This window comes from Pseudomonas sp. UV AK001 (genome assembly GCF_046097675.1).
GTDB lineage: Bacteria > Pseudomonadota > Gammaproteobacteria > Pseudomonadales > Pseudomonadaceae > Aquipseudomonas > Aquipseudomonas kribbensis.
Window position 1 is genome coordinate 378,276 of record NZ_JBJUVZ010000004.1, and the last position, 20,183, is coordinate 398,458.

At 60.7% G+C, this 20,183-nt stretch carries 23 protein-coding genes; 8 read left to right on the forward strand and 15 right to left on the reverse strand.

The genetic code is table 11. The annotated features are described in order from the left end of the window. Positions 1-62: 62 nt before the first annotated feature. Complete coding sequence (locus tag ACKLNA_RS15360) at positions 63-1,361, reverse strand: mechanosensitive ion channel family protein (RefSeq protein WP_085710335.1); 1,299 nt, start codon at positions 1,359-1,361, stop codon at positions 63-65. 191 nt (positions 1,362-1,552) lie between these two features. On the opposite strand from ACKLNA_RS15360, the gene ACKLNA_RS15365 reads away from it, so the two are divergent. Continuing rightward, positions 1,553-2,893, forward strand: coding sequence for a DEAD/DEAH box helicase (locus tag ACKLNA_RS15365; protein WP_085710336.1), 1,341 nt, complete (start codon positions 1,553-1,555; stop codon positions 2,891-2,893). Between the two features lie 62 nt (positions 2,894-2,955). Here the strand turns inward: ACKLNA_RS15365 and ACKLNA_RS15370 are convergent, their stop codons facing one another. The 4 genes from ACKLNA_RS15370 to ACKLNA_RS15385 all read right to left on the reverse strand — a co-directional run bounded on the left by ACKLNA_RS15370 (position 2,956) and on the right by ACKLNA_RS15385 (position 5,465). Then, a complete protein-coding gene (locus ACKLNA_RS15370; RefSeq protein WP_408986332.1) occupies positions 2,956-3,555 on the reverse strand; it encodes a hypothetical protein in 600 nt (199 codons plus the stop codon). Between the two features lie 12 nt (positions 3,556-3,567). Then, positions 3,568-4,152: a papain-like cysteine protease family protein gene (locus tag ACKLNA_RS15375; RefSeq protein ID WP_408986333.1), complete on the reverse strand. Its 585-nt coding sequence runs from the start codon at positions 4,150-4,152 to the stop codon at positions 3,568-3,570. A 221-nt stretch (positions 4,153-4,373) separates the two neighbouring features. Next, positions 4,374-4,649 carry a hypothetical protein gene (locus ACKLNA_RS15380; protein WP_408986334.1) on the reverse strand — a complete coding sequence of 92 codons (276 nt, stop codon included), beginning with the start codon at positions 4,647-4,649 and terminating at the stop codon, positions 4,374-4,376. An 81-nt stretch (positions 4,650-4,730) separates the two neighbouring features. After that, the gene (locus ACKLNA_RS15385) at positions 4,731-5,465 is read right to left on the reverse strand and encodes a DUF899 domain-containing protein (protein WP_408986335.1); all 735 of its coding nucleotides are present in this window, start codon (positions 5,463-5,465) and stop codon (positions 4,731-4,733) included. 176 nt (positions 5,466-5,641) lie between these two features. Between ACKLNA_RS15385 and ACKLNA_RS15390 the strand changes: the two genes are divergently transcribed. Further along, positions 5,642-6,034: a transcriptional regulator gene (locus ACKLNA_RS15390; RefSeq protein WP_085710345.1), complete on the forward strand. Its 393-nt coding sequence runs from the start codon at positions 5,642-5,644 to the stop codon at positions 6,032-6,034. Positions 6,035-6,092: 58 nt separating this feature from the next. On the opposite strand, the gene ACKLNA_RS15395 is transcribed toward ACKLNA_RS15390, so the two are convergent. The 3 genes from ACKLNA_RS15395 to ACKLNA_RS15405 all read right to left on the reverse strand — a co-directional run bounded on the left by ACKLNA_RS15395 (position 6,093) and on the right by ACKLNA_RS15405 (position 8,154). Further along, a complete protein-coding gene (locus ACKLNA_RS15395) occupies positions 6,093-6,962 on the reverse strand; it encodes a DUF6279 family lipoprotein (protein WP_408986336.1) in 870 nt (289 codons plus the stop codon). 71 nt (positions 6,963-7,033) lie between these two features. Continuing rightward, positions 7,034-7,750, reverse strand: coding sequence for a TorF family putative porin (locus tag ACKLNA_RS15400; RefSeq protein ID WP_408986337.1), 717 nt, complete (start codon positions 7,748-7,750; stop codon positions 7,034-7,036). Positions 7,751-7,965: 215 nt separating this feature from the next. Further along, positions 7,966-8,154 (reverse strand): hypothetical protein, encoded by a 189-nt coding sequence (locus ACKLNA_RS15405; protein ID WP_016985943.1) that lies wholly within the window; start codon positions 8,152-8,154, stop codon positions 7,966-7,968. A 350-nt stretch (positions 8,155-8,504) separates the two neighbouring features. On the opposite strand from ACKLNA_RS15405, the gene ACKLNA_RS15410 reads away from it, so the two are divergent. The 3 genes from ACKLNA_RS15410 to ACKLNA_RS15420 all read left to right on the forward strand — a co-directional run bounded on the left by ACKLNA_RS15410 (position 8,505) and on the right by ACKLNA_RS15420 (position 10,882). Next, the gene (locus tag ACKLNA_RS15410) at positions 8,505-9,341 is read left to right on the forward strand and encodes a S1 RNA-binding domain-containing protein (protein ID WP_085710349.1); all 837 of its coding nucleotides are present in this window, start codon (positions 8,505-8,507) and stop codon (positions 9,339-9,341) included. A 45-nt stretch (positions 9,342-9,386) separates the two neighbouring features. Further along, positions 9,387-9,797: a DUF2177 family protein gene (locus ACKLNA_RS15415; RefSeq protein ID WP_408986351.1), complete on the forward strand. Its 411-nt coding sequence runs from the start codon at positions 9,387-9,389 to the stop codon at positions 9,795-9,797. 152 nt (positions 9,798-9,949) lie between these two features. Continuing rightward, positions 9,950-10,882 carry a DMT family transporter gene (locus ACKLNA_RS15420; protein ID WP_408986338.1) on the forward strand — a complete coding sequence of 311 codons (933 nt, stop codon included), beginning with the start codon at positions 9,950-9,952 and terminating at the stop codon, positions 10,880-10,882. Here the strand turns inward: ACKLNA_RS15420 and ACKLNA_RS15425 are convergent. Further along, entirely contained in the window at positions 10,827-12,008 is a 1,182-nt protein-coding gene (locus ACKLNA_RS15425) for an MFS transporter (RefSeq protein WP_408986339.1), read from the reverse strand. The two genes, ACKLNA_RS15420 and ACKLNA_RS15425, sit on opposite strands and share 56 nt — an antisense overlap. Positions 12,009-12,111: 103 nt before the next feature. Here ACKLNA_RS15425 and ptrR point away from each other — a divergent pair, with 103 nt between their 5' ends. Next, entirely contained in the window at positions 12,112-13,005 is an 894-nt protein-coding gene (ptrR, locus tag ACKLNA_RS15430; RefSeq protein ID WP_114881847.1) for a putrescine utilization regulator PtrR, read from the forward strand. A 142-nt stretch (positions 13,006-13,147) separates the two neighbouring features. Further along, positions 13,148-13,276, forward strand: coding sequence for a PA1414 family protein (locus ACKLNA_RS15435; RefSeq protein ID WP_007914492.1), 129 nt, complete (start codon positions 13,148-13,150; stop codon positions 13,274-13,276). 100 nt (positions 13,277-13,376) lie between these two features. Here the strand turns inward: ACKLNA_RS15435 and ACKLNA_RS15440 are convergent, their stop codons facing one another. The 6 genes from ACKLNA_RS15440 to speB form a co-directional block, all read right to left on the reverse strand. Further along, positions 13,377-13,625 (reverse strand): phosphopantetheine-containing protein, encoded by a 249-nt coding sequence (locus ACKLNA_RS15440; protein ID WP_085710356.1) that lies wholly within the window; start codon positions 13,623-13,625, stop codon positions 13,377-13,379. Between the two features lie 47 nt (positions 13,626-13,672). Continuing rightward, positions 13,673-14,398, reverse strand: a complete 726-nt coding sequence (locus tag ACKLNA_RS15445) for an MBL fold metallo-hydrolase (RefSeq protein WP_408986340.1) — start codon at positions 14,396-14,398, stop codon at positions 13,673-13,675. Positions 14,399-14,480: 82 nt separating this feature from the next. Continuing rightward, complete coding sequence (locus ACKLNA_RS15450) at positions 14,481-15,860, reverse strand: sodium:solute symporter (protein ID WP_408986341.1); 1,380 nt, start codon at positions 15,858-15,860, stop codon at positions 14,481-14,483. 79 nt (positions 15,861-15,939) lie between these two features. Further along, entirely contained in the window at positions 15,940-17,451 is a 1,512-nt protein-coding gene (locus ACKLNA_RS15455) for a purine-cytosine permease family protein (RefSeq protein ID WP_408986342.1), read from the reverse strand. Positions 17,452-17,507: 56 nt separating this feature from the next. Beyond that, positions 17,508-17,930 carry a YybH family protein gene (locus ACKLNA_RS15460; protein ID WP_408986343.1) on the reverse strand — a complete coding sequence of 141 codons (423 nt, stop codon included), beginning with the start codon at positions 17,928-17,930 and terminating at the stop codon, positions 17,508-17,510. 10 nt (positions 17,931-17,940) lie between these two features. Beyond that, entirely contained in the window at positions 17,941-18,891 is a 951-nt protein-coding gene (speB, locus tag ACKLNA_RS15465; RefSeq protein ID WP_408986344.1) for an agmatinase, read from the reverse strand. Positions 18,892-19,288: 397 nt separating this feature from the next. On the opposite strand from speB, the gene ACKLNA_RS15470 reads away from it, so the two are divergent. Continuing rightward, complete coding sequence (locus ACKLNA_RS15470; protein ID WP_007956593.1) at positions 19,289-20,182, forward strand: LysR family transcriptional regulator; 894 nt, start codon at positions 19,289-19,291, stop codon at positions 20,180-20,182. Position 20,183: the final 1 nt, after the last annotated feature.

Consider the following 20,183-nt stretch of genomic DNA (forward strand, 5'->3'; position numbering starts at 1 on the left):
AAGTCGGCCGGACAAAAAAAGACGCAACCCGGGTTGCGTCTTTTTTTGCGCTGAAGAAAGCGCTACATCAGATGTTTTTCGGCTTCTGGAATGTGGCTCGCGCCAAGGACTGCCGGCAGTATCCCGGAGCGCAAATCCCCACCACTCGGCTGCTGATACAGGCTCAACCCGAACTCTGGCAGCACCGCCAGCAGGTAATCGAAAATATCCCCCTGGATCCGCTCGTAATCGGCCCACACCGTGGTGGTGGTAAAGCAGTAGATTTCCAGCGGAATGCCCTGGGCCGTGGTCTGCATCTGGCGGACCATGCAGGTCATGTTCGGCTGGATCTCCGGGTGGCTCTTCAGATAGGCCAGCGCATAGGCGCGGAAGGTGCCGATGTTGGTCATGCGCCGGCGGTTGGCCGACATCGCCGCGACGTTGCCCTGGGCTTCGTTCCACGCCTTGAGCTCGGCTTTCTTGCGGCCCATGTAGGCGGTCAGCAGGTGCACCTGGGACAGTTTCTCTTCTTCATCGTCGCGGATGAAACGCACGCCGCTGGCGTCGATGAACAGACTGCGCTTGATCCGCCGCCCGCCAGACTGCTGCATGCCGCGCCAGTTTCGGAACGATTCGGACATCAGGCGCCAGGTCGGGATCGAGACGATGGTCTTGTCGAAGTTCTGCACCTTGACCGTGTGCAGGGTGATGTCGACCACATCGCCATCGGCGCCGACTTGCGGCATTTCGATCCAGTCGCCGACCCGCAGCATGTCGTTGCTGGTCAGCTGCACGCTGGCGACGAACGACAGGAGCGTGTCCTTGTAGACCAACAGGATCACCGCCGACATCGCACCCAGACCCGACAGCAGCAACAGCGGCGAGCGGTCGATCAGGGTGGCGACGATGATGATCGCGCCGAACACGTACAAAACCATTTTCGCCAGCTGCACGTAACCCTTGATCGAGCGGGTGCGGGCGTGTTCGGTGCGGGCGTAGATGTCCAGCAGGGCATTGAGCAGGGCGCTGACCGACAGCAGCAGGAACAGAATGGTGAACGCCAGCGCGACGTTGCCGAGGAACACCATGGCGGTCTTGCTCAGCTCCGGCACCAGATGCAGGCCGAACTGGATCACCAGCGACGGCGTCATCTGCGCCAGACGCTGAAACACCTTGTTATGCCGAAAGTCGTTGATCCAGTGCAGCGCGGGCTGGCGACCGAGCATGCGGCTGGCATGCAGGATCAGGTAACGCGCCACTCGTCCGAGGACCAGCGCGATCACCAGCAGCAGGATCAGCGCCAGGCCGGCGTGCAGGAGCGGGTGCTGATCGAGGGCACCCCAGAGGTCTTGGGCGTTGAGCCAGAGCTGTTTGAAATCCATGAGGGCAACGATTCTTCTGTAGGACGCGACGGGGGATTAGAGCATTTAAGACGCTGTGTATTACCGTTGGAGACAAATCGAGCAACAAAAAAGCCACTGATTGCGGCTGATTTCATAAAGAAACTCGGCCTGAGCGCTCGAAACCGGTAACCTATGCAGCTGTTTTTCTGCATATCTTCGAGGTAGCACCCGTGTTTTCCCAATTCGCCCTGCACGAACGCCTGCTCAAAGCCGTGGCCGAGCTGAAATTTGTCGAGCCAACGCCTGTGCAAGCCGCGGCCATTCCGCTGGCGCTTCAGGGGCGTGACCTGCGGGTGACGGCGCAAACCGGTAGCGGCAAGACCGCCGCGTTTGTCCTGCCGATCCTCAACCGCCTGATCGGCCCGGCCAAGATCCGCGTCAGCATCAAGACCCTGATCCTGCTGCCGACCCGCGAGCTGGCCCAGCAGACCCTGAAGGAAGTCGAGCGCTTTTCGCAGTTCACTTTCATCAAGTCCGGCCTGATCACCGGCGGTGAAGACTTCAAGGTCCAGGCCGCCATGCTGCGCAAGGTGCCGGACATCCTGATCGGCACCCCGGGCCGGATGATCGAGCAACTGAACGCCGGCAACCTCGATTTGAAAGAAGTCGAAGTGCTGGTGCTCGACGAAGCCGACCGCATGCTCGACATGGGTTTCGCCGAAGACGTGCAGCGTCTGGTCGACGAATGCCCGAACCGTCAGCAGACCATGCTGTTCTCCGCCACCACCGGCGGTTCCGGCCTGCGCGAGATGATCGCCAAGGTGCTGAACAACCCTGAGCACCTGCAGCTCAACGCGGTCAGCCAGCTGAACGACACCACCCGTCAGCAGATCATCACTGCCGACCACAACCAGCACAAAGAACAGATCGTCAACTGGCTGCTGGCCAACGAGACCTATCAGAAGGCTATCGTCTTCACCAACACCCGGGCCATGGCCGACCGCATCTACGGTCGCCTCGTCGCCCAGGAATACAAGGCATTCGTGCTGCACGGCGAGAAAGACCAGAAGGATCGCAAACTGGCGATCGACCGTCTGAAGCAGGGCGGCGTGAAGATCCTGGTGGCCACCGATGTGGCGGCCCGTGGTCTGGACGTTGATGGCCTGGATCTGGTGATTAACTTCGACATGCCACGCAGCGGCGACGAATACGTACACCGCATCGGTCGTACCGGCCGTGCCGGCAACGACGGTCTGGCGATCTCGCTGATCTGCCACGGCGACTGGAACCTGATGTCGAGCATCGAGCGTTATCTGAAGCAGAGCTTCGAGCGCCGCACCATCAAGGAAGTCAAAGGCACCTACGGCGGACCGAAGAAGGTCAAGGCCTCGGGCAAGGCCGTCGGCGTGAAGAAGAAAAAGACCGACGCCAAGGGCGACAAGAAAAAAGCCGCCGCCAAGACTCCGACCAAGCGCAAGAGCGCCAACCGTCCGAAGCCGGATTCTCTGGTGAGCAGCGACGGCATGGCCCCGCTCAAGCGCCGCAAGCCGGCAGCACCTGCGGCCGAGTAAGGCGTTTCAGGCAGGCAATAAAAAAACCGGACAGTGTCCGGTTTTTTTATTGCCTGCGTTTATCAGCTGCCCAGCTGCCCACGGGTGTCGGCATCAAAGCGCTGCTTGGTCTGATCCGCCTTCGGTTTGAGCTGCGCGAGCAGGGCGGCCTCGCTGTACAGCCCGGTCAGGGCCAGCTCCTTGGGCGTCGGCTCGATCGGGATCAGCACATCTTCACCGGCCGCGTGCAGCCAGATCGCTACGACATGCAGCGCCGAAACGAACAGCACTCGCAGCTCGACGGTTTTGCCCTGCAACTGCGGCGATTGCTCGGCCAGTTTCAGCGCATCGACCGTGGCGGTGGCCAGGTTGCCATGGTTCAACGAGGCAAACTCGACGTGACCGCGGACTTCGGCCAATTGCGCATCGGCAATCGACACGCCGTCGGCAAACACCAGGTAATGCCAGTCGCCGAGTCGGGCGTCCTTCAGGCCTTTGCCCTGGCTCAGGTCCTCCAGGCTGAGCGAGTAGCCGCGATAGGCCTCACTGAGGCTGATTTTCGCCGGCGCCGCACTGGCGAACTGGCGATTGATGCCAAATCCCTGGGTTTGCAGCGCCGCTTCCAGCACCGGACGCAAGGTCTGTACGCCGTTGGAAGGCGCCTTTGGATAAGTCAGTTGCATGATGTCGCCCTCCTAGTTTTTCGCCGTGAAGTAAGTGTGGGTCCAGTTGCCGCCGCCGTTGTAGGAACCGGGGAACGAGCTCAGTGCGCGGGTCGAATAGCCGTAGATCGAATCCGCGACCAGCACGTAGTTGCCGTTGGTGCCGTAGATCGTCAGGAAGTGCGCGCCGCCGCCGTACCAGGCACAACGCAGACCGACAGGCCGGCCCATGTTGATCTGGTTCTGGATGGCCGACATCTGCAACGAACCCTGATTCATCCCGTTGTAGCTGCGGGTGGTTTGCAGGGCCGAATCCAGATAGCCGTAGACGTTGCACGGCCCCGGCTGGCTGCAGCAGTTGCGGTTCAATTGGGTGCTGGCAACGCCGCACTGGGTCCAGGACCCGGTGCCGTAATAGTTGCCGACCGAAGCGGAAACCGCCGCCCAGCACCAATTGGTCTGGGTCTGTTGCTGCATCGTGAAGTTCAGGCTAGAGGCCACCAGAGCCTCGGCCTGTGGCGTGGCTTCGACCTCGACCAGTTGCGCGTCGAACAGATGGCCGGTCAGGCACCCGGGCAGGGTGTTGCCGGTGAATTGCGTTGTTTCAGTGGTTAACATTTTTCAATCCTCCATGAATGAAAACAAATGTCCTGCATGTATTACGAGCCGTCGGCGGTTAAGGGGTGCCACTTCTGCGGCGGGTTCCGAGCAGGCTCGAGGTAACCCTAGGTCTGAATATGCATATGTGCAAATAAATAAATGCACAAATGCAATTATGCGGACGAAAGGACACTGCTTTGAGCATGTCCTTTGTGGTGGAGGCTGAAGCCCGAGGCCCGTTAACCCTCGGTTTTGTGCTCGGCCGAATCCAGCTCCTTCAAGCGCTGGTCGATCAACTGGCATTTGTCCGGTAGATCGGCAGAGGCGGTGCCCAAGTCCATCTTCTGCAACTCGGCATTGATTTCCTTGGCCTTGGTCGGGTTTTGCTCGGTGAGTTTTGCCACTTCCTGGGCCAGTTGTTCGCGTTTGGCAGTGGCTTCTTCCGGGGTGCAGGCCCAGACGGGCAGGGCGCAGGCGAGGGTGGCGGCGAGTGTGAGGGTAAGCAGGGTTTTCATGGGGGCAGGCCTCGGATCCGGTTAAGGCGGGTTAACCGGTTGAGGGCCGTGACCAGTGAAAAGTTCAGTGTCTTTGCCGGCTCAGTCGCCGTGGCAGCAACTGGATTTTTGTTCTCCGTCATACCGATCATGATGCCGTACCCACTCCATGATTTCGTCCTCGTTCCGCCCCTTGGGCGTGAGGTCGAGAAAGTTGTAGGCGCCGACCAGCATGTCCAGACCCCGGGCGTAGGTTGAGTAGGTGTGGAATATCTCGCCGTTATTGGCGCGATAGAACACGCTCAGCCCCGGCATTTCCTCTTCGCCACTGTCAGTCTTTTCGTAGTTGTACGTAGCCTTTCCGGCTTCGGCGTCTTGGGCACGGGCGCACACGCCGAAGTCGTAGTTGAAATCGGAACCGTCCGACGACACCCAGTCGAACTTCCAGCCCATCCGCCGCTTGAACGTCTGGAATTCGGCGAATGGCGCGTGGGATACCGCCACCAAAGCAATGTCGTGATGGGCCAGGTGCAGATTGGCGCCGTCGAAGTGGTCGGCGAGGAACGAACAGCCCTGGCAGCCTTCCTCCCAGCCCTTGGCGAACATGAAGTGATAGACGATGAGCTGGCTGTGCTGGCCGAACAGGTCGGCGAGTTTCAGTTCGCCGTCCGGCCCCATGAAGCGATAGTCCTTGTCGACTTTCACCCACGGCAGCGCGCGGCGTTTGGCGCTGAGGCGGTCGCGTTCCCTGGTGAAGGCCTTTTCATCGGCCAGATGCTGCTTGCGGGCGGCGAGCCATTCTTCGCGCGACACAACCGGATGATTCTCAACGTTCATGATGATTTCTCCTGCGGGGGTTGAAACCGTCTGTCTCAGACTAGTCGCTTAACGCCGTCGGAAATCGACAGACCGCTGGTCGGTCGTTGCGGTAAATGAAGCTGAACGGCTATTGCCCGCTCGGGTCACAACCTAAGACAGCGCCATTAATCACGCGCACCGGAGGTTGAATCAGGATGACGACTTATAACTGGGATTTGATTGAACGCCTGCTGCATGAAGTGCAGAACGGCGCAGGCCACAGCTTTGCACCGCGGTCCTATGCCGAAGACTACGCAGCGGAAAAAGCGGCGGCAGGCGAGCCGATCGAGAATCTGGATCATCTGAAAACCATCGCCTGTGAATACGAGCAGAAGCTGTTGCTGCGCGGCTTTATCGAGCCACGGGGCGACGATGAGGGCAGCACCGGCAACAATTTCAGCCTGACCCCGCGCGGCTCGAGCCTGTTGAGCCTGATCGACAGCAGCATTCCCGGTAATGATCATCCGCGTCAGGTGCTGGATGAGCAGGAGGATGCACTGGATGAGGCGACATTCGACCGTGTGGCGTCAAAAGCGCAGATTGCCTGAGCGCCTGCTGCGATCCCTCTGGAGCCGGGTTTTCCGGCTCCCGCAGGTTCAATGAACCTCAGCCTGCTTTCGCCGCTTTCAGACACTTCAAATCATTGAAGTCCTTGCGCACCCCTTCGATTTTCTTCAACAGGCGCTGGCGTTGTTGCGGTGTGCTTTCAGCCATCAGATCCACCGCCAGCGAGCGCGCCTGGGCCTCGGTGTCGGCGTAGGCCTTGCGGTAATCCGCTGTCCATAAACGCTCGCGATAGACCAGAAGTGTCTCGATCCGCTGTGGGAATTCCGGACTTTTACGCTGGGCAACGGCGGCGCTGAACTGCTGTTGCCAGTGCGCACGGTTGGCGATCCATTGGGTGTTCTGGTCGCCGAGTGCGGTTGACCACGCCATCACCCGTTGTTCTTGCGTGGTGCTCAAAGGCCCGAGCCAGTCGTTAAGGCGCTTGTCCATGCGGGCACCACGCTCGGCGATCTGCTGGGCCAGTGGCGGCTTCACATACTCCTGCTGACGTTTGCGCAGGTCCTTGGCAAACGCATCGTTCATGTCGGCGACCTGTTTGTCGTCCAGCCCTTGCAGCAACTCGATGGCCGACGGGGTAATCTCCCGGGCGGTTTCGGCAATCGCCTGCTTGGCTTCCACGGTGCGGGCCTGGAGCGCGGCGTCGGTGACCTGATTGGTCTCGACCATGGTTTGCAGGCGATCCAGCCAGTCCAGATAACCCGGCAATTGCGTGGTGCAGTGCCAGCTCAGATGTTCCTTGAGGCGTTCGTTGAACCAGCCTTTCTGCTCGCCGGTCATGTCCAGGTAGTCGCTGAGCGTCCATGGAATGATCACGTCGAGATTGCGGTAGGCCAGGCCGACGCGGCTGCACGCGCCGAGGGCGAGGGTGAGGATCAACAGGGTGGCGCAGTGTTTGAACCAGCGAGACATGAGCGAGTCCTTGCGAAAGCCTGGCGTCTGATTCTTATGTGAACGCAGGATGCTCCCGGCAGTTCAGCCAATCAATAGAACGCGCGTTCGGCCTTGAGCGTGACCAGCCCGTCGCACTGGCTGTTGTGCCCGGAATAGGCGGAGCAATCGCTGCCGCTGAGGCTGGAGTTGCTGTAGATCAGGTCCAGGTCGATGCCCATCACCGGCCGGGAAAATTTCACCGACCAGTCGGTAAAACTGCTGACATACCCGCCGTCCACCGAGACCGGCGTATTGAGCTGATGGGTGGTGTATTTCATGCTGATCCCGATGCCGAACGGCTGGTTGCCGCCCAGATCGGCAAACAAAGTGTTGTTCTGTTTGTCCGGGTCGTTGCTCAGTGCGATGCCGAAACGGCTGCCGAGCAGGGTCAGGCCGCCGAACAGTTCCTGACTGTCGAGGGTGTCGACCTTCGGATAGCTGTAATGGATCATCCCGACTTCGTAGCCGAGGGTTTGATCGAAGGGTTGTTTGAAGCCGACGTAGGAGTCGATCTCCAGATTCTTGCCTGGCGTCAGTCCCATGCTCGGCGCGTACTGGCCCACGTAGAGGCCGCTGTCATGGCTCAGATCGAGGCCGCCGTGAAACGAACCGGCCGCCGAGGGTTTGACCAGGCCCTGGGCCATGCTGCGGCTGGGCGTGGTGCCGAGCTTGAGGTCGAAGTCGCCGAGTTCGCGCTGGAAAATCTGCGCGTGCGCCACCGGGCTCGCCAGCAGTCCTGCAAGAGTTAAACAGAGAGGTTTGAACATGCGTCACTCCTTGAACAGCGAGCGCAGGCCGACGTACCTGCTGAAACGCTTGATCCAGACGCGTGCAAGGATACCGGCGAATGATCGGCATCGAGGGCCGTTCGTCGATTTCTGATGTTTTGTCGGTTTGATTAAACGCGAGAGAGGTCTTGCGAGGGTTCCGGTCCAGACGCTTCGAAGCTCAAAGCGCCTTGGGACTGGGATGTTGCGGGGTGTTACTTCTTGCCCAGGCTGATCTGCTTGGACGGGCCGAACGTCTGGCCGCTGACGCCCTTGGCAATTTGCTGGATCTCGCCGCCGGACTTGAGGAATGCCGCGATTTGATCGTTGATCGATTCGCTGGTTTCAACGGCTGGAGCTGGCTTTGCTTTGCTGGTGGATGCTTTTACACGCATGGCGGCCATTAACCTGTAGAAAAGTAACTCGGCCAGGCATCGTACAGGAATAACTTGACAATTGCTTGGTAAATATCCCCCGGAATAACCCAGCGTGCGGGTGGATTATTCTCGATTAATTATTAGAAGTATCCCGCTAACCTGCTGTTTTAAATAACAACATTTATCGGGATCGGTGGATTTTTCGCGGGGGCGGCGCACCGGGGAGTCGCCGAGGTGGTCTGACGAGTGGCGCCTGCGCGGCGGCAAACCAAGAGAAATCAAGGCTTCGCGCAATTTTCAGTTTGCGGGAGCATCTGCCGGCCAACGAACCTGGCAAAACCGGGTAGAATGCCGCCCACGCAATGAGGGTATTGGAAATGGCTTTAGTCGGGCGCTACAACAGTTTGCAAGTGGTTAAACACACTAACTTCGGTTTATATCTGGACGGCGGTGCCGACGGCGAAATTCTTTTGCCCAACCGTTATATCCCCAAAGATATTCCCAGCGAAGATGAAGACTGGCTCAATGTTTTCATTTATCTGGACAGCGATGACAAACTAATTGCCACCACTGAAAAACCAAAAGTTCAGGTCGGTGAATTTGCCAGTTTGAAAGTTGTTGAAGTCAACAGCATCGGTGTCTTCCTCGATTGGGGCCTGCCGAAGGATCTGCTGCTGCCTTACTCCGAAGAAAAACGCCAGATGACCGCCGGCGAATACTGCGTGGTGCATGTCTACCTCGACAAACACACCCGCCGCATCACCGCCACCGCGCGTCTTGATCGCTACCTCGACAAGACCCCGGCCAACTACAGCGTGGGCCAGGAAGTCGATCTGCTGGTGGCCGAAGCCACTGACATGGGCTTCAAGGCAGTCATCAACAACAAGCACTGGGGTTTGATCCACAAGAATGAAATCTTCAAGTTCATGCGTTCCGGCATGCGCGAGAAAGGCTTCATCAAGGAAGTGCGCGCCGACGGCAAGATCAGCCTGAGCCTGCAACCGGTGGGTCAGGAAGCGGCCAGCAGCCTGAGTTCGAAGATTCTCGCCAAGTTGCGCGAAAGCAACGGCACTCTGGCCGTCAGCGACAAGAGCGATCCGGCGCTGATCAGCAGCCTGTTCGGCGTCAGTAAGGGCAACTTCAAGAAGGCCATCGGTTCCTTGTACAAGGAAGGCAAGATCGTCATTCATGCCGATCGCATTGAACTAACCTGAGCCTGACGTGGCCCATGTTGCATGGGCCAACCTGAGGTCGGGCAGATGAAAAAAGCGCTGATTGCCTACGTCGCCACGCTGCTGACGTTTCTTCTGCTCGACGGCATCTGGCTCGGCGTGTTGATGGCGCCGACCTATCGCGAACTGCTCGGTCCGCTGATGCTCGAAAAACCGTTGCTGGTGCCAGCAGCGGTTTTTTATTGCCTGTACGTTTTCGGATGTGTGGCGTTCGTGGTGTTGCCGGCGCTGACCTGGCAACGCGCTGTCCGCATGGGGGCGCTGCTCGGGCTGGTCGCTTATGGCACCTATGACCTGACCAATTGGGCGACGCTGCTCGGCTGGTCGGTGCAAGTGACATTGATGGATTGGGCATGGGGGACGTTTGCCACGGCTCTGGCCTGTACGGTCGGATTTGTTGTGGCCGGCCGGTCTGGCAGGTCAACCCGTCATCGCTGACGCTTCAGGAGAATGAAGTGTCTCTTCCAGACGGCTTTTTCTGGCCAACTGGTTAATAATCCCCGAGACCATTTTTCGCCCCGGACGAAGAGCCGGGGCTTTGTTTTGACCATTGGAAAAACTGCCATGTCGTGTGTGTTCGAGGTGTTGCGGTGAGCGTCAGTCGGCGCAGTGCCGACGGCTTTGCCCTGCAAGTGATGATCGGCCTGTGCCTGATCTGGGGCGTGCAGCAGGTGCTGATCAAGTGGGCGGCGACCGACATTGCACCGGTGATGCAGGCGGCGGGGCGGTCGGGGATTTCCGCGTTGCTTGTAGGACTGCTCATCTGCTGGAGGGGCGGCTGGGATCAGGTCGGTACGACCTGGCGCGGCGGCTTGCTGGCCGGCGCCTTGTTCGGGCTGGAGTTCCTGTTTATCTCCGAAGGCTTGCAACTGACCACAGCAGCGCACATGTCGGTTTTCCTCTATACCGCGCCGATCTTCACCGCGCTGGGCGTGCATTTCCTCTTGCCCAGCGAGCGTCTGCGGCCGGTGCAATGGCTGGGGATCTTCATGGCATTTGTCGGGATCGCGGTAGCGTTTGCCGGCGGCGTGTCATGGGACAACCTCGATCACCGCATGCTGCTGGGCGATGCCCTCGGCGTGCTGGCCGGGGCCAGTTGGGGCGCGACCACCGTGGTGGTGCGCGCCTCGCGCCTGTCGGAAGCGCCTGTGACGCTGACGCTGTTTTATCAGCTGATCGTCGGCTTCGTCGGTTTGCTGTTGATCGCACTGCTCAGCGGCCAGATCACCCACGTCAGCCTGACCGCCGTGGCGGTGGGCAGCGTGTTGTTCCAGGGCTTGGTGGTGTCGTTCTTCAGTTACCTGACCTGGTTCTGGCTGCTGCGCCGTTATCTGGCGGCCAATCTGGCGGTGTTTTCCTTCATGACGCCGTTGTTCGGCGTCACGTTTGGCGTGGTGCTGCTCGGCGAAGAGCTGAGCCTGAACTTCATCATCGGTGCCGTGCTGGTGTTGCTCGGCATCACTTTCGTCAGCGCGGAACAGTGGGTGCGTCGGCGTTTGCGCAAAGCGCTCGGCCAGTCGTAAGCGGTTTCCACGCCAGGCCGCCGGCAATCAGCAGGCCACTGCCGGCGATCACCAGCGCCGGTTGCAGGCCGCCGCTGAAGTGGCTGCTGACCGCCGCCAGTAACGGCCCGCTGAGCTGACCGACAGCGAAGCACGCGGTGAGCAGGCCGGCGTTGCGCTGGGTGGCGTGGGGCGCCAGTTCCCGGGAGCGCTGCATCACCAGCTGCATGCACGCCAGGAACGGCGTGCCGCACAGGATCACACCCAAAGCCAGGCCGAGGCCGCTGCCCAACAGGCAAGCAAACACCCCGGCGGCCTGCAGCCAGAGCGTCGCCATCAACCAGTGACGGGTGGTGTCCGGATCATGCCGACGCAGACTCACCAGCAACACGCCAATCGCGGCGCCGAGGCCGAAGCATGGCCAGAACAGATCGGCCTGCCATTGCCCGTGAAACTGCGCGTTGGCCATCTGCGACAGGAATGTAGCCGGAATGATGTAGCCCACGCCGTACAAGGCATACACCACCGCCAACCGCGCAATCCCGCGATTCGAATGATTGACGGCTGCAGGCGCGACGTTTGCACCGACGCCCGGTTGCGGCAGGATCCGCACGATCCCCAGCAACATCACCAGTGCCACGGCGGCATAGATCAGCCACAGGGTGGCGGACGTCTGTTGCGCCAGATGTGAGAACAGCGCCAGCAACCCCGTCAGAAAGATTCCAAGGCCCGGCCCGGCAAATACCAGCGCTCCCAATCGCGGACGACCCGCCGCCGCAGCCAGCGGCTGACTCAGCGCCGTAATCATCACCAGCACCCAGGCACTCGCCACACCCGTGCCGAAACGCAGTAGCAAGTGTGACCAGAAACCGTTGGCCCAGAACGACGCCAATGTCAGCAGCACACACAGCCACAAGCCGCCATGCAGGCGCCGTTGCACCTGATCGGGCCGACGGGAAAACATCGCGTCCACGGCGCCGAGCAGATAGCCGAGGTAGTTGGCCGCTGCAATCAGACCGGCGGCAGTCAGGTCGATCTGCCCTTCGCTGATCAGGTGGGGAAGTTGCGGCGTGAGGGCGAAACGCCCGATGCCCATGGCCATCATCAGGGCAATGAAACTGGCGGATAAGCGAATCAGCGGCGACATGGTCTGGATTCCGTTAGAGGTTCAATGACCGTCAGGCTAGGACTGATTGACTTTCTTTAAAATTGAATAATAGTGAGTAACTTGTTCTGTTAAGGAGAAGATTGTGGAGTTCAGCCAATTGCGGATCTTCCAGGCCGTGGCGGAGGAGGGCTCGATCACTCGCGCCGCCGAACGCCTGCATCGCGTGCCATCGAATCTGTCGACCCGGCTCAAGCAGCTCGAAGAGCAATTGGGCGTCGAACTGTTCGTCCGTGAGCGTCAGCGTTTGCAATTGTCGCCTGCGGGAAAAGTCCTGCTGGACTACACCGGCAAACTGTTCGCCCTGCGCGATCAGGCCAGTGCGGCGGTTATGGGTGGGCAACCGGCGGGGGATTTCGTGCTCGGCACCCTGTACAGCACCGCCGCGATTCATTTGCCGGCGTTGCTGGCGCGCTATCACAAGCAGTATCCGGCGGTGAATCTGCAGGTGCAGTCCGGGCCCAGTGGCGAGTTGCTCGAAGGGCTGCTCACCGGGCGTCTCGACGCCGCACTGGTGGACGGCCCGCCACAACTGGCCGGGATCGACGGCGTGCCGTTGTGTAACGAGCGACTGGTGCTGATCAGCGAGGCCGATCACCCGCCGGTGCGCAGTGCCAAGGATGTCGAGGGGCGGGCGGTGTTCACCTTTCGTCATGGCTGCGCCTACCGCGCGCGGCTGGAGTCGTGGTTCGCCCACTATCACGCGGCGATGGGCCGGGCGATGGAGATCGAGTCTTATCAAGGGATGCTCGCCTGCGTGATTGCCGGCAGCGGCGTGGCGCTGATGTCGGAGTCGATGCTCGCCAGTCTGCCGGGGCGCGAAAGTGTCGCGGTGCACCCGCTGGCCGAGCCGTTTGCCAGTGCGACAACATGGCTCATGTGGCGCCGGGGCATGGTCGGCGCCAACCTCAATGCCTGGATTGAGCAGCAGCAGGCGCTCTATCCCGTGGCTGGCGAAGATACCCGGGAAACGGCTTGAACGATCGGTCAGGGATTCTGATCCATTCAGTAACAGATCATTGCGGATTTCGCCGAGCATTGCGTAGGACTTCGGACTATTATCAGTGCGAAGCGGCTACAGAATTCCGGCCGCTCAGCACCACCCTGAAGGGGGCATGACGATGAAAGAGAAAATTCAGAACTGGCTGCACGATTTGGGTGTTGCCCTCGGCTTGATCGAACCGCCTCTGCAACCGGTCCCGATTCGCACTGACGACGAACAGCGTCGGCGTCAGCAGCGTCGGCGGTAATGCCTTCCGGCTTCAAGGATTAAAGATTAGAGAGGTCGCCGTTTCGGGAGGCTCCAGCAGAAAGAGGCTGGAGCCGCCCGAAACGGCGACCTTTTGCTTTTCAGTGCCGCCCGATTTCCAACAGAAACCGGCTCAAGTCATTTGCGGTTTTCGCGCTCTTGAGCATGCGGTCTTCTTCGGCGGTGAAGGCCGTCAGTCCGAATTCATCTTCCAGATGGAAGATCAGATCCTCGATATCCGCCTTCTCCAGACCCAGCTCCGCCAGACTGGTGTTGTCATTGAAGTCGCGGTGTTCCAGCAGGCGTTTGATGAATCGGTGCACGGCGGCACGCACGGCAGCTCTTCTCATGGCAGATGTTCAAAAAGTGGCGGGATCTGACTGGAGTACAGCAGGCCTCAGGCGTGTCGGCGCAACCATTCGTCAATCATTGAACGTAAATGCTCTCCCGAGAAACTGCCGAAATGCCCGCCATGCACCGTGCGGATCGGCAGCGCATGCAAGCGTCGCAAACTGGCAGCGTAGTCCTCGAGATTGGAGTGGTAGGCGTCTTCGATCAACGGCCCGTCATAGATGATGTCGCCGCTGAACAGGGTTTCGGTGGCGGCTTCAAAGAGGCTGATCCCGCCCGGTGAATGCCCCGGCGTGTGCAGCACCTGCAACGTGCGGTTGCCCAGGTCCAGCACATCACCGTCCTCGACAAACCCGGTGGCCGGCGCAGCCTTGACCCGGTATTCGGCGTAGCACAACGGGCAATCCGGGTGTGCTTCGAACATGTCGTCGCCGACGAACGCCTGGCTCAAGTCATTCTCGCCATCCGGCGCCGCCAGAATGTCTGCCTCGGCAGGGTGCACCAGCCGTTCGGCAAATTCGTGATGCCCGGCGATATGGTCGAAATGGCAATGACTGGCCACCGCCACCAGTGGCCGTTCGGTCAGCCACGGCAATTGTTCGCGCAGGCTCACCAGCCCGGAACCGCTGTCGAGCAGCAGATCCTTGTCCCGACCCTGCACATGCCACAGGTTGCAGCGATAGAACGGGCGAATATACGGCTCGTGAATCAGGCGAATGCCGTCGCTCAGGTGCTGCACTTCGAACCACTGATCGCGAGAAACAATCTTCATAAGCACTTTCCTTGAGACGAAAAAAACGGGTGTGGCAACCGACGCCACACCCGCCGAAGAAAGTTGTTGCTACCGCTTTAGCTTAGATCGCGCTGGCCACCACGTTTGGGCGACGGGACATCAGGCTGACCACCACAAAACTCACCAGACCCACAGCCAGGCTGTAGTAGATAGGTGTGTTGGCGTCCAGACCGTCCTTGACCATGAACAGCAGGGCGGTGGCGAAGCCCAGGCCCATGCTGGCGATGGCGCCGGCGGTGGTTGCACGTTTCCAGAAGATTGCACCGATCAGCGGGATCAGCATGCCGCCCACCAGCAGGTTGTAGGCCAGGGTCAGGGCGCTGATCACGTCGTTCACCACCAGCGCGATGCACAGCACCACGACACCGGTCAGCAGGGTGAACAGACGGTTCACGCCAAGGCTCGACTGTTTGCCGCCACGCAGTTTCGGCAGCAGGTCCTCGGTCAGGGTGGTGGCCGCGGCGAGCAGGCCGGCGCTGGCGGTGGACATCATCGCGGCCAGGGCAGCGGCGATCACCAGACCCCGGATGCCGTCCGGCAGCGACAGTTTGACGATCGCGGCGAAGGCGTTGTTGACGTTATCCAGATCCGGAATCAGTACGTGCGCCGCCATGCCGATCAGGGCGCAGGCCAGGCCGTAGAGGATGCAGTAGATGCCCGCGAAGCTGCCGGCGTACTGAGCCACTTTTTCATTCTTGACGGTGAACACCCGTTGCCAGATGTCCTGACCGATCAGGATGCCGAAGAAGTAGATCATGAAGTAGGTGATGATCGTGTCCCAGCCGATGGTGGTGAAGTTGAACGCCGCCGCCGGCAGCTTCAGCACCAGTTCGTCCCAGCCACCGACTTTGTACAGGCAGATTGGCAACAGGATGAACATCAGGCCCACGGTCTTGATAATGAACTGGACGATGTCGGTCAGGGTCAGCGACCACATGCCGCCGATGGCCGAGTACACCACCACGACGCCACCGCCGAGCAGTACCGAGACCCAGAACGGCAGGCCGAACAGCACTTGCAGCACGGTGCCGATGGCGAGGATCGAGGTCACGCCGATCATCAGCGCGTAGGCCAGCATGATCGCCGCGCTCGCCGAGCGGGCCATCGGGTTGTAGCGTTTTTCCAGCACCTGGGTAACGGTGTAGATCTTCAGTTTCAGCAGCGGCTTGGCCAGGAACAGGTTCAGCGCGACGATGCCGCAACCCAGTGCCGCGCACAGCCAGAAACCGGAGATGCCGTGCACGTAGCCCAGACGCACGGTGCCCACGGTGGACGCGCCACCGAGGACGGTCGCGGCCATGGTGCCCATGTACAGGCTCGGGCCGAGGTTACGCCCGGCGACGAGGAAGTCCTCGTTGGTCTTGGCTTTGCGCATGCCGAAATAGCCGAGCAACAGCATGCCGGCCGCGTAGATGAGGACGACGAATAAATCCAAAGCCATGATGGCGTGTCTCCGATTGTCTTTTTTATGGGGTGGAACACTGTGGGAGAAGGCTGACTCCCACAGGCGATTCGTTTCTTCAGGCGGCCTGACGCAGCGCCGCTTCCGCCGGCGCATGGGCGCCTTTGCTCCGTGGATCCTTCGGCCCGTAGACCAGCGCCGGTTCCGGGAACAGGCTCAGCAGCATCAGGTACATCACCGAGGCCAGGCCCAGGGTCACCAGCAGGCTGATGTCGATGCCGCCGGCCAGTTCACCCAGCGGGCCGACGAACTGCCCCGGCAGGTTGACGAAGCACAGGCCGACCGCCGCACTCGGGATCCATGCACCCAGGCCGCGCCAGTTCCAGCCGTGGCTGAACCAGTAGCGTCCGCCTTGCTCGCCGCGTGTGAACACTTGCAGGTCGTCCGGGCAGTAGAAGCCGCGGCGCACCACCAGGCCGATGATCATGATCACCATCCATGGTGTGGTGCAGGTGATGATCAGCACGGCGAAGGTCGACACGCTCTGCACCAGGTTCGCCGCGAAGCGGCCGATGAAGATGAAGGCAATCGACAGCACGCCGATCAGCAGCGTCGCCTTGACCCGTGACAGCAGGCGCGGGAACACGCTCGACATGTCCAGCCCGGTGCCATACAGCGACGTGGTGCCGGTGGACATGCCGCCGATCACTGCAATCAGGCACACCGGCAGGAAGAACCAGCTCGGCGACACCGCCAGCAGACCGCCGACGTAGTTGTTGGCCGCGATGTAGTCCGGTGCCTGGATCGCTACGATGGTCGCAGTGGTCAGGCCGAACAGGAACGGAATGAACGTGGCGATCTGCGAGAAAACCACCGCCGTCATGATCCGCTTGCGCGAGGTTTCACGCGGGATGTAGCGGGCCCAGTCGCCGAGGAACGCGCCGAAGGAAATCGGGTTGCTCATGGCCACCAGCGCGGCACCGATGAACGCGGCCCAAAAGCCCGGCTGGCCGAGGCTGACGGTGCCGGCGTAGTGCGAATCGAAGGGACCTGCGAAGGCGAAGATGCCCAGCAGGAACAGCAGGCTCGCGCTCCATACCGCGACCTTGTTCACCCACAGCAGGAAGCGGAAGCCGTAGATGCACACGGTCAGCACCAGCACCGCGAACAGACCGTAGGCCAGGCCCAGGGTCAGGTCGGTTTCCGGCAGGCCGATCAGGCGTTTCGCACCACCGATCAACGCATCTCCCGAACTCCACACCGAGAGCGAGAAGAAGGCGATGGCGGTCAACAGCGACAGGAACGAACCGACGATCCGCCCGTGCACGCCGAAGTGCGCACCGGACGACACGGCATTGTTGGTGCCGTTGAGCGGGCCGAACAGGCCCATCGGTGCGAGGATCAGCGAGCCGAGCAGCACGCCCGAGACAATCGCCCAGACGCCCGCCTGAAAGGACAGGCCGAACAGCACCGGGAAACTGCCGAGCACGGCGGTGGCAAAGGTGTTCGCGCCGCCAAAGATCATGCGGAACAAGTCCACGGGACCGGCGGTGCGTTCGTTGTCCGGGATCTGTTCGACCCCGTGGGTTTCAATCTGCGTAAGGCTTTGGTCTTTGTTGTTGTTATTCATGATCTGCTCCGATCATAAAGGCGCGCCGCATCGTGTGTGAGGCGTCACCTGTTTGGCTAAGGGGGTGGCAGCCCTTCCGGCATTGCGGACAAATGTTCGTGGCAGGCCAGCCAATGGCCTTGTTGTTCTAGGCTCGACGCTTGTTTCTTGAAAACAATCGTCTCGCGCTCCTGGCTGAAGTGTTGCTCCCCTTGCATGCGCAGCTCGGTGGCCACGTCATGGATAAACACCGCCACGTCACCCAGCAGGCTGACGAAGGCGTTGCTCGAAGTGCACGACAGCACCTCGAAGCCATCCTCGGCGCGCCAGCTGTCCCACAACGCCTGATAGGCATCGCGCGACAGCAGGGGCTGTTCGAGGGTGTAGAACACGAAGCTCGCATCGGCGCTGAACGCGCCGAAGTAGGCTTCGCGATCGTTGCGGGCGAAGGCGGACACCAGATCGGCGGCCGCTTTCAGAACCTGATCACGTTCGTTCATGACCCGACCCTCAGCGGTGGACCACGCCCGGCAGTACGCAGAGCATTTCGTACAGCAGGTTGGCGGCCAGCAGCGAGGTGTTGCCGGTGGTGTCATAAGCGGGCGAGACTTCTACCAGATCGCAGCCGATCAGGTCGAGGCCCTGGCAGCCGCGAACGATTTCAATCGCCTGAATGGTCGTCAGACCACCGATTTCCGGGGTGCCGGTGCCAGGCGCCCAGGCCGGGTCGATGCCGTCGATGTCGAAGCTCAGGTACACCGGGCCGCCACCGACTTTCTCGCGCACTTCGGCCATCAGCGGTTCCAGCGACTTGTGCCAGCACTCTTCGGCCTGCACCACGCGGAAGCCCTGATCGCGGCTCCAGTTGAAGTCGTCAGCGGTGTAACCCTGCGCACGCAGACCAATCTGCACCACGCGGTCGCAGTCCAGAAGATCTTCTTCGACGGCGCGACGGAAGGTCGTACCGTGGGCGATCTTCTCGCCGAACATGTGATCGTTGACGTCAGCGTGAGCGTCGATGTGCACCAGACCGACCTTGCCGTGCTTTTTGTGGATGGCACGCAGGATCGGCAGGGTGATGGTGTGGTCGCCACCCAGGGTCATCGGGATCACGTTGTGCTCGAGGATGTTGTCGTAGGCTTCTTCGATGATGCGTACGGCGTCGAGCAGGTTGAAGGTGTTGATCGCCACGTCACCGATGTCGGCAACCGACAGCGAGTCGAACGGCGCAGCGCCGGTGGCCATGTTGTACGGGCGGATCATCACCGATTCGGTGCGGATGTCGCGGGGCCCGAAGCGGGTGCCGGGGCGCAGCGAAGTACCGATGTCCAGTGGCACGCCAACGAAGGCAGCGTCCAGGCCGGCAGCGGTCGGTACATGGGGGAGTCGGAGCATGGTGGCGATGCCGCCGAAGCGCGGCATTTCGTTGCCGCCCAGTGGTTGGTGAAGAATCTTGTCCACGGGTAGGGCCTCATCGTCTTTGTTTTATTTATGTCGGCGCGCCGTTCAGCACAGGTTCGGACGCCGCTGTGGGGCCGATTCTGCGAAATGTAGTGAGGCGGAAGAATCGCTACGAACAAAAACTTAGTTCAGAATTTTCTAAACTAATGGAGAGGGGCGGGATAGACTTTGCGCTTCTCTGGATGTTCGTTCGACTGGAGATCTCAGCCCTCACCCCAGCCCTCTCCCGGGGGGAGAGGGAGCCGACCGCGGAGTTCTCGGGATTTGCATCGACCTGAGATATCGAGTCGAACTCAGGATTTGAGAGCCATGGAGATCAGCTCCCTCTCCCTCCGGGAGAGGGTTGGGGTGAGGGGTGGATTTACCAGACAACACAGTTCCAAAGCCCGGAGTAGACATGGCCAACGCTTTACCCGACCTGAAACTTTTGCGCATCTTCGTCAGCGTCGTGCGCCATCAGGGTTTTGCCAACGCGCAGCAGGAACTCAACCTGTCGACCTCGGCGATCAGCACCTACATGAGCCAGCTCGAAGCCGCCCTCGGTCTGGTGCTGTGCCATCGCGGGCGGGGCGGTTTCAGCCTGACCAGCAAGGGCGAGTTGTTCCATCAGGAAACCTTGCGTCTGCTCGCCGAACTCGAAGGCTTCGAGCAATACGCCGCCGCGCTCAAGGGCGAGTTGCGCGGCACGCTCAATCTGGGGGTGATCGACTCCACCGTCAGCGACAAGGCCCTGCCGTTCGCCGAAGCCATCGGCGCCTACAGCCAGGAACACCCGGCGGTACATTTGCACCTGTCGGTGATGAGTCCCTACGAATTGCAACTCGGCGTGCAGGACAACCGCCTCGATCTGGCCATCGGCGCGTTTTCCACGCGCATGAGCGGTCTGGTGTACATGCCGCTGTACCGCGAACAGCACTGGCTGTATTGCAGCAGCCGTCACCCGTTATTCAACGAACGGCGGATTCCCGAACAGGTCATCACCCAGCAGCGCATGGTCGGGCGCGGCTACTGGAGCCAGGCGGAACTGGCGCGCCACGGTTTCAAACACAGCGCCGCCACCGTGGAAAGTATGGAGGCGCAGCTGATTCTGGTGCTGTCCGGCGCCTACATCGGCTACCTGCCGGAGCACTACGCCCAGGCCTGGGCCGACAAGGGCGACCTGCGGGTTTTGCTGCCGGCGACCTTCGGTTATCAGGCGCCGTTTTCCATGATCATGCGCCGGGGCCGCAGCCGCGAGCCGCTGATCCAGACTTTCCGCGACCTGCTCAAAGCGCAGCTCAATCAGGCATAAG

Coding starts and splice junctions, on each gene's coding strand:
- ACKLNA_RS15360 (WP_085710335.1), bottom strand. CDS start 1,361: ATGGATTTCAAACAGCTCTGGCTCAACGCCCAAGACCTCTGGGGTGCC.
- ACKLNA_RS15370 (WP_408986332.1), bottom strand. CDS start 3,555: ATGCAACTGACTTATCCAAAGGCGCCTTCCAACGGCGTACAGACCTTG.
- ACKLNA_RS15375 (WP_408986333.1), bottom strand. CDS start 4,152: ATGTTAACCACTGAAACAACGCAATTCACCGGCAACACCCTGCCCGGG.
- ACKLNA_RS15380 (WP_408986334.1), bottom strand. CDS start 4,649: ATGAAAACCCTGCTTACCCTCACACTCGCCGCCACCCTCGCCTGCGCC.
- ACKLNA_RS15385 (WP_408986335.1), bottom strand. CDS start 5,465: ATGAACGTTGAGAATCATCCGGTTGTGTCGCGCGAAGAATGGCTCGCC.
- ACKLNA_RS15390 (WP_085710345.1), top strand. CDS start 5,642: ATGACGACTTATAACTGGGATTTGATTGAACGCCTGCTGCATGAAGTG.
- ACKLNA_RS15395 (WP_408986336.1), bottom strand. CDS start 6,962: ATGTCTCGCTGGTTCAAACACTGCGCCACCCTGTTGATCCTCACCCTC.
- ACKLNA_RS15400 (WP_408986337.1), bottom strand. CDS start 7,750: ATGTTCAAACCTCTCTGTTTAACTCTTGCAGGACTGCTGGCGAGCCCG.
- ACKLNA_RS15405 (WP_016985943.1), bottom strand. CDS start 8,154: ATGGCCGCCATGCGTGTAAAAGCATCCACCAGCAAAGCAAAGCCAGCT.
- ACKLNA_RS15410 (WP_085710349.1), top strand. CDS start 8,505: ATGGCTTTAGTCGGGCGCTACAACAGTTTGCAAGTGGTTAAACACACT.
- ACKLNA_RS15415 (WP_408986351.1), top strand. CDS start 9,387: ATGAAAAAAGCGCTGATTGCCTACGTCGCCACGCTGCTGACGTTTCTT.
- ACKLNA_RS15425 (WP_408986339.1), bottom strand. CDS start 12,008: ATGTCGCCGCTGATTCGCTTATCCGCCAGTTTCATTGCCCTGATGATG.
- ACKLNA_RS15435 (WP_007914492.1), top strand. CDS start 13,148: ATGAAAGAGAAAATTCAGAACTGGCTGCACGATTTGGGTGTTGCCCTC.
- ACKLNA_RS15440 (WP_085710356.1), bottom strand. CDS start 13,625: ATGAGAAGAGCTGCCGTGCGTGCCGCCGTGCACCGATTCATCAAACGC.
- ACKLNA_RS15445 (WP_408986340.1), bottom strand. CDS start 14,398: ATGAAGATTGTTTCTCGCGATCAGTGGTTCGAAGTGCAGCACCTGAGC.
- ACKLNA_RS15450 (WP_408986341.1), bottom strand. CDS start 15,860: ATGGCTTTGGATTTATTCGTCGTCCTCATCTACGCGGCCGGCATGCTG.
- ACKLNA_RS15455 (WP_408986342.1), bottom strand. CDS start 17,451: ATGAATAACAACAACAAAGACCAAAGCCTTACGCAGATTGAAACCCAC.
- ACKLNA_RS15460 (WP_408986343.1), bottom strand. CDS start 17,930: ATGAACGAACGTGATCAGGTTCTGAAAGCGGCCGCCGATCTGGTGTCC.
- ACKLNA_RS15470 (WP_007956593.1), top strand. CDS start 19,289: ATGGCCAACGCTTTACCCGACCTGAAACTTTTGCGCATCTTCGTCAGC.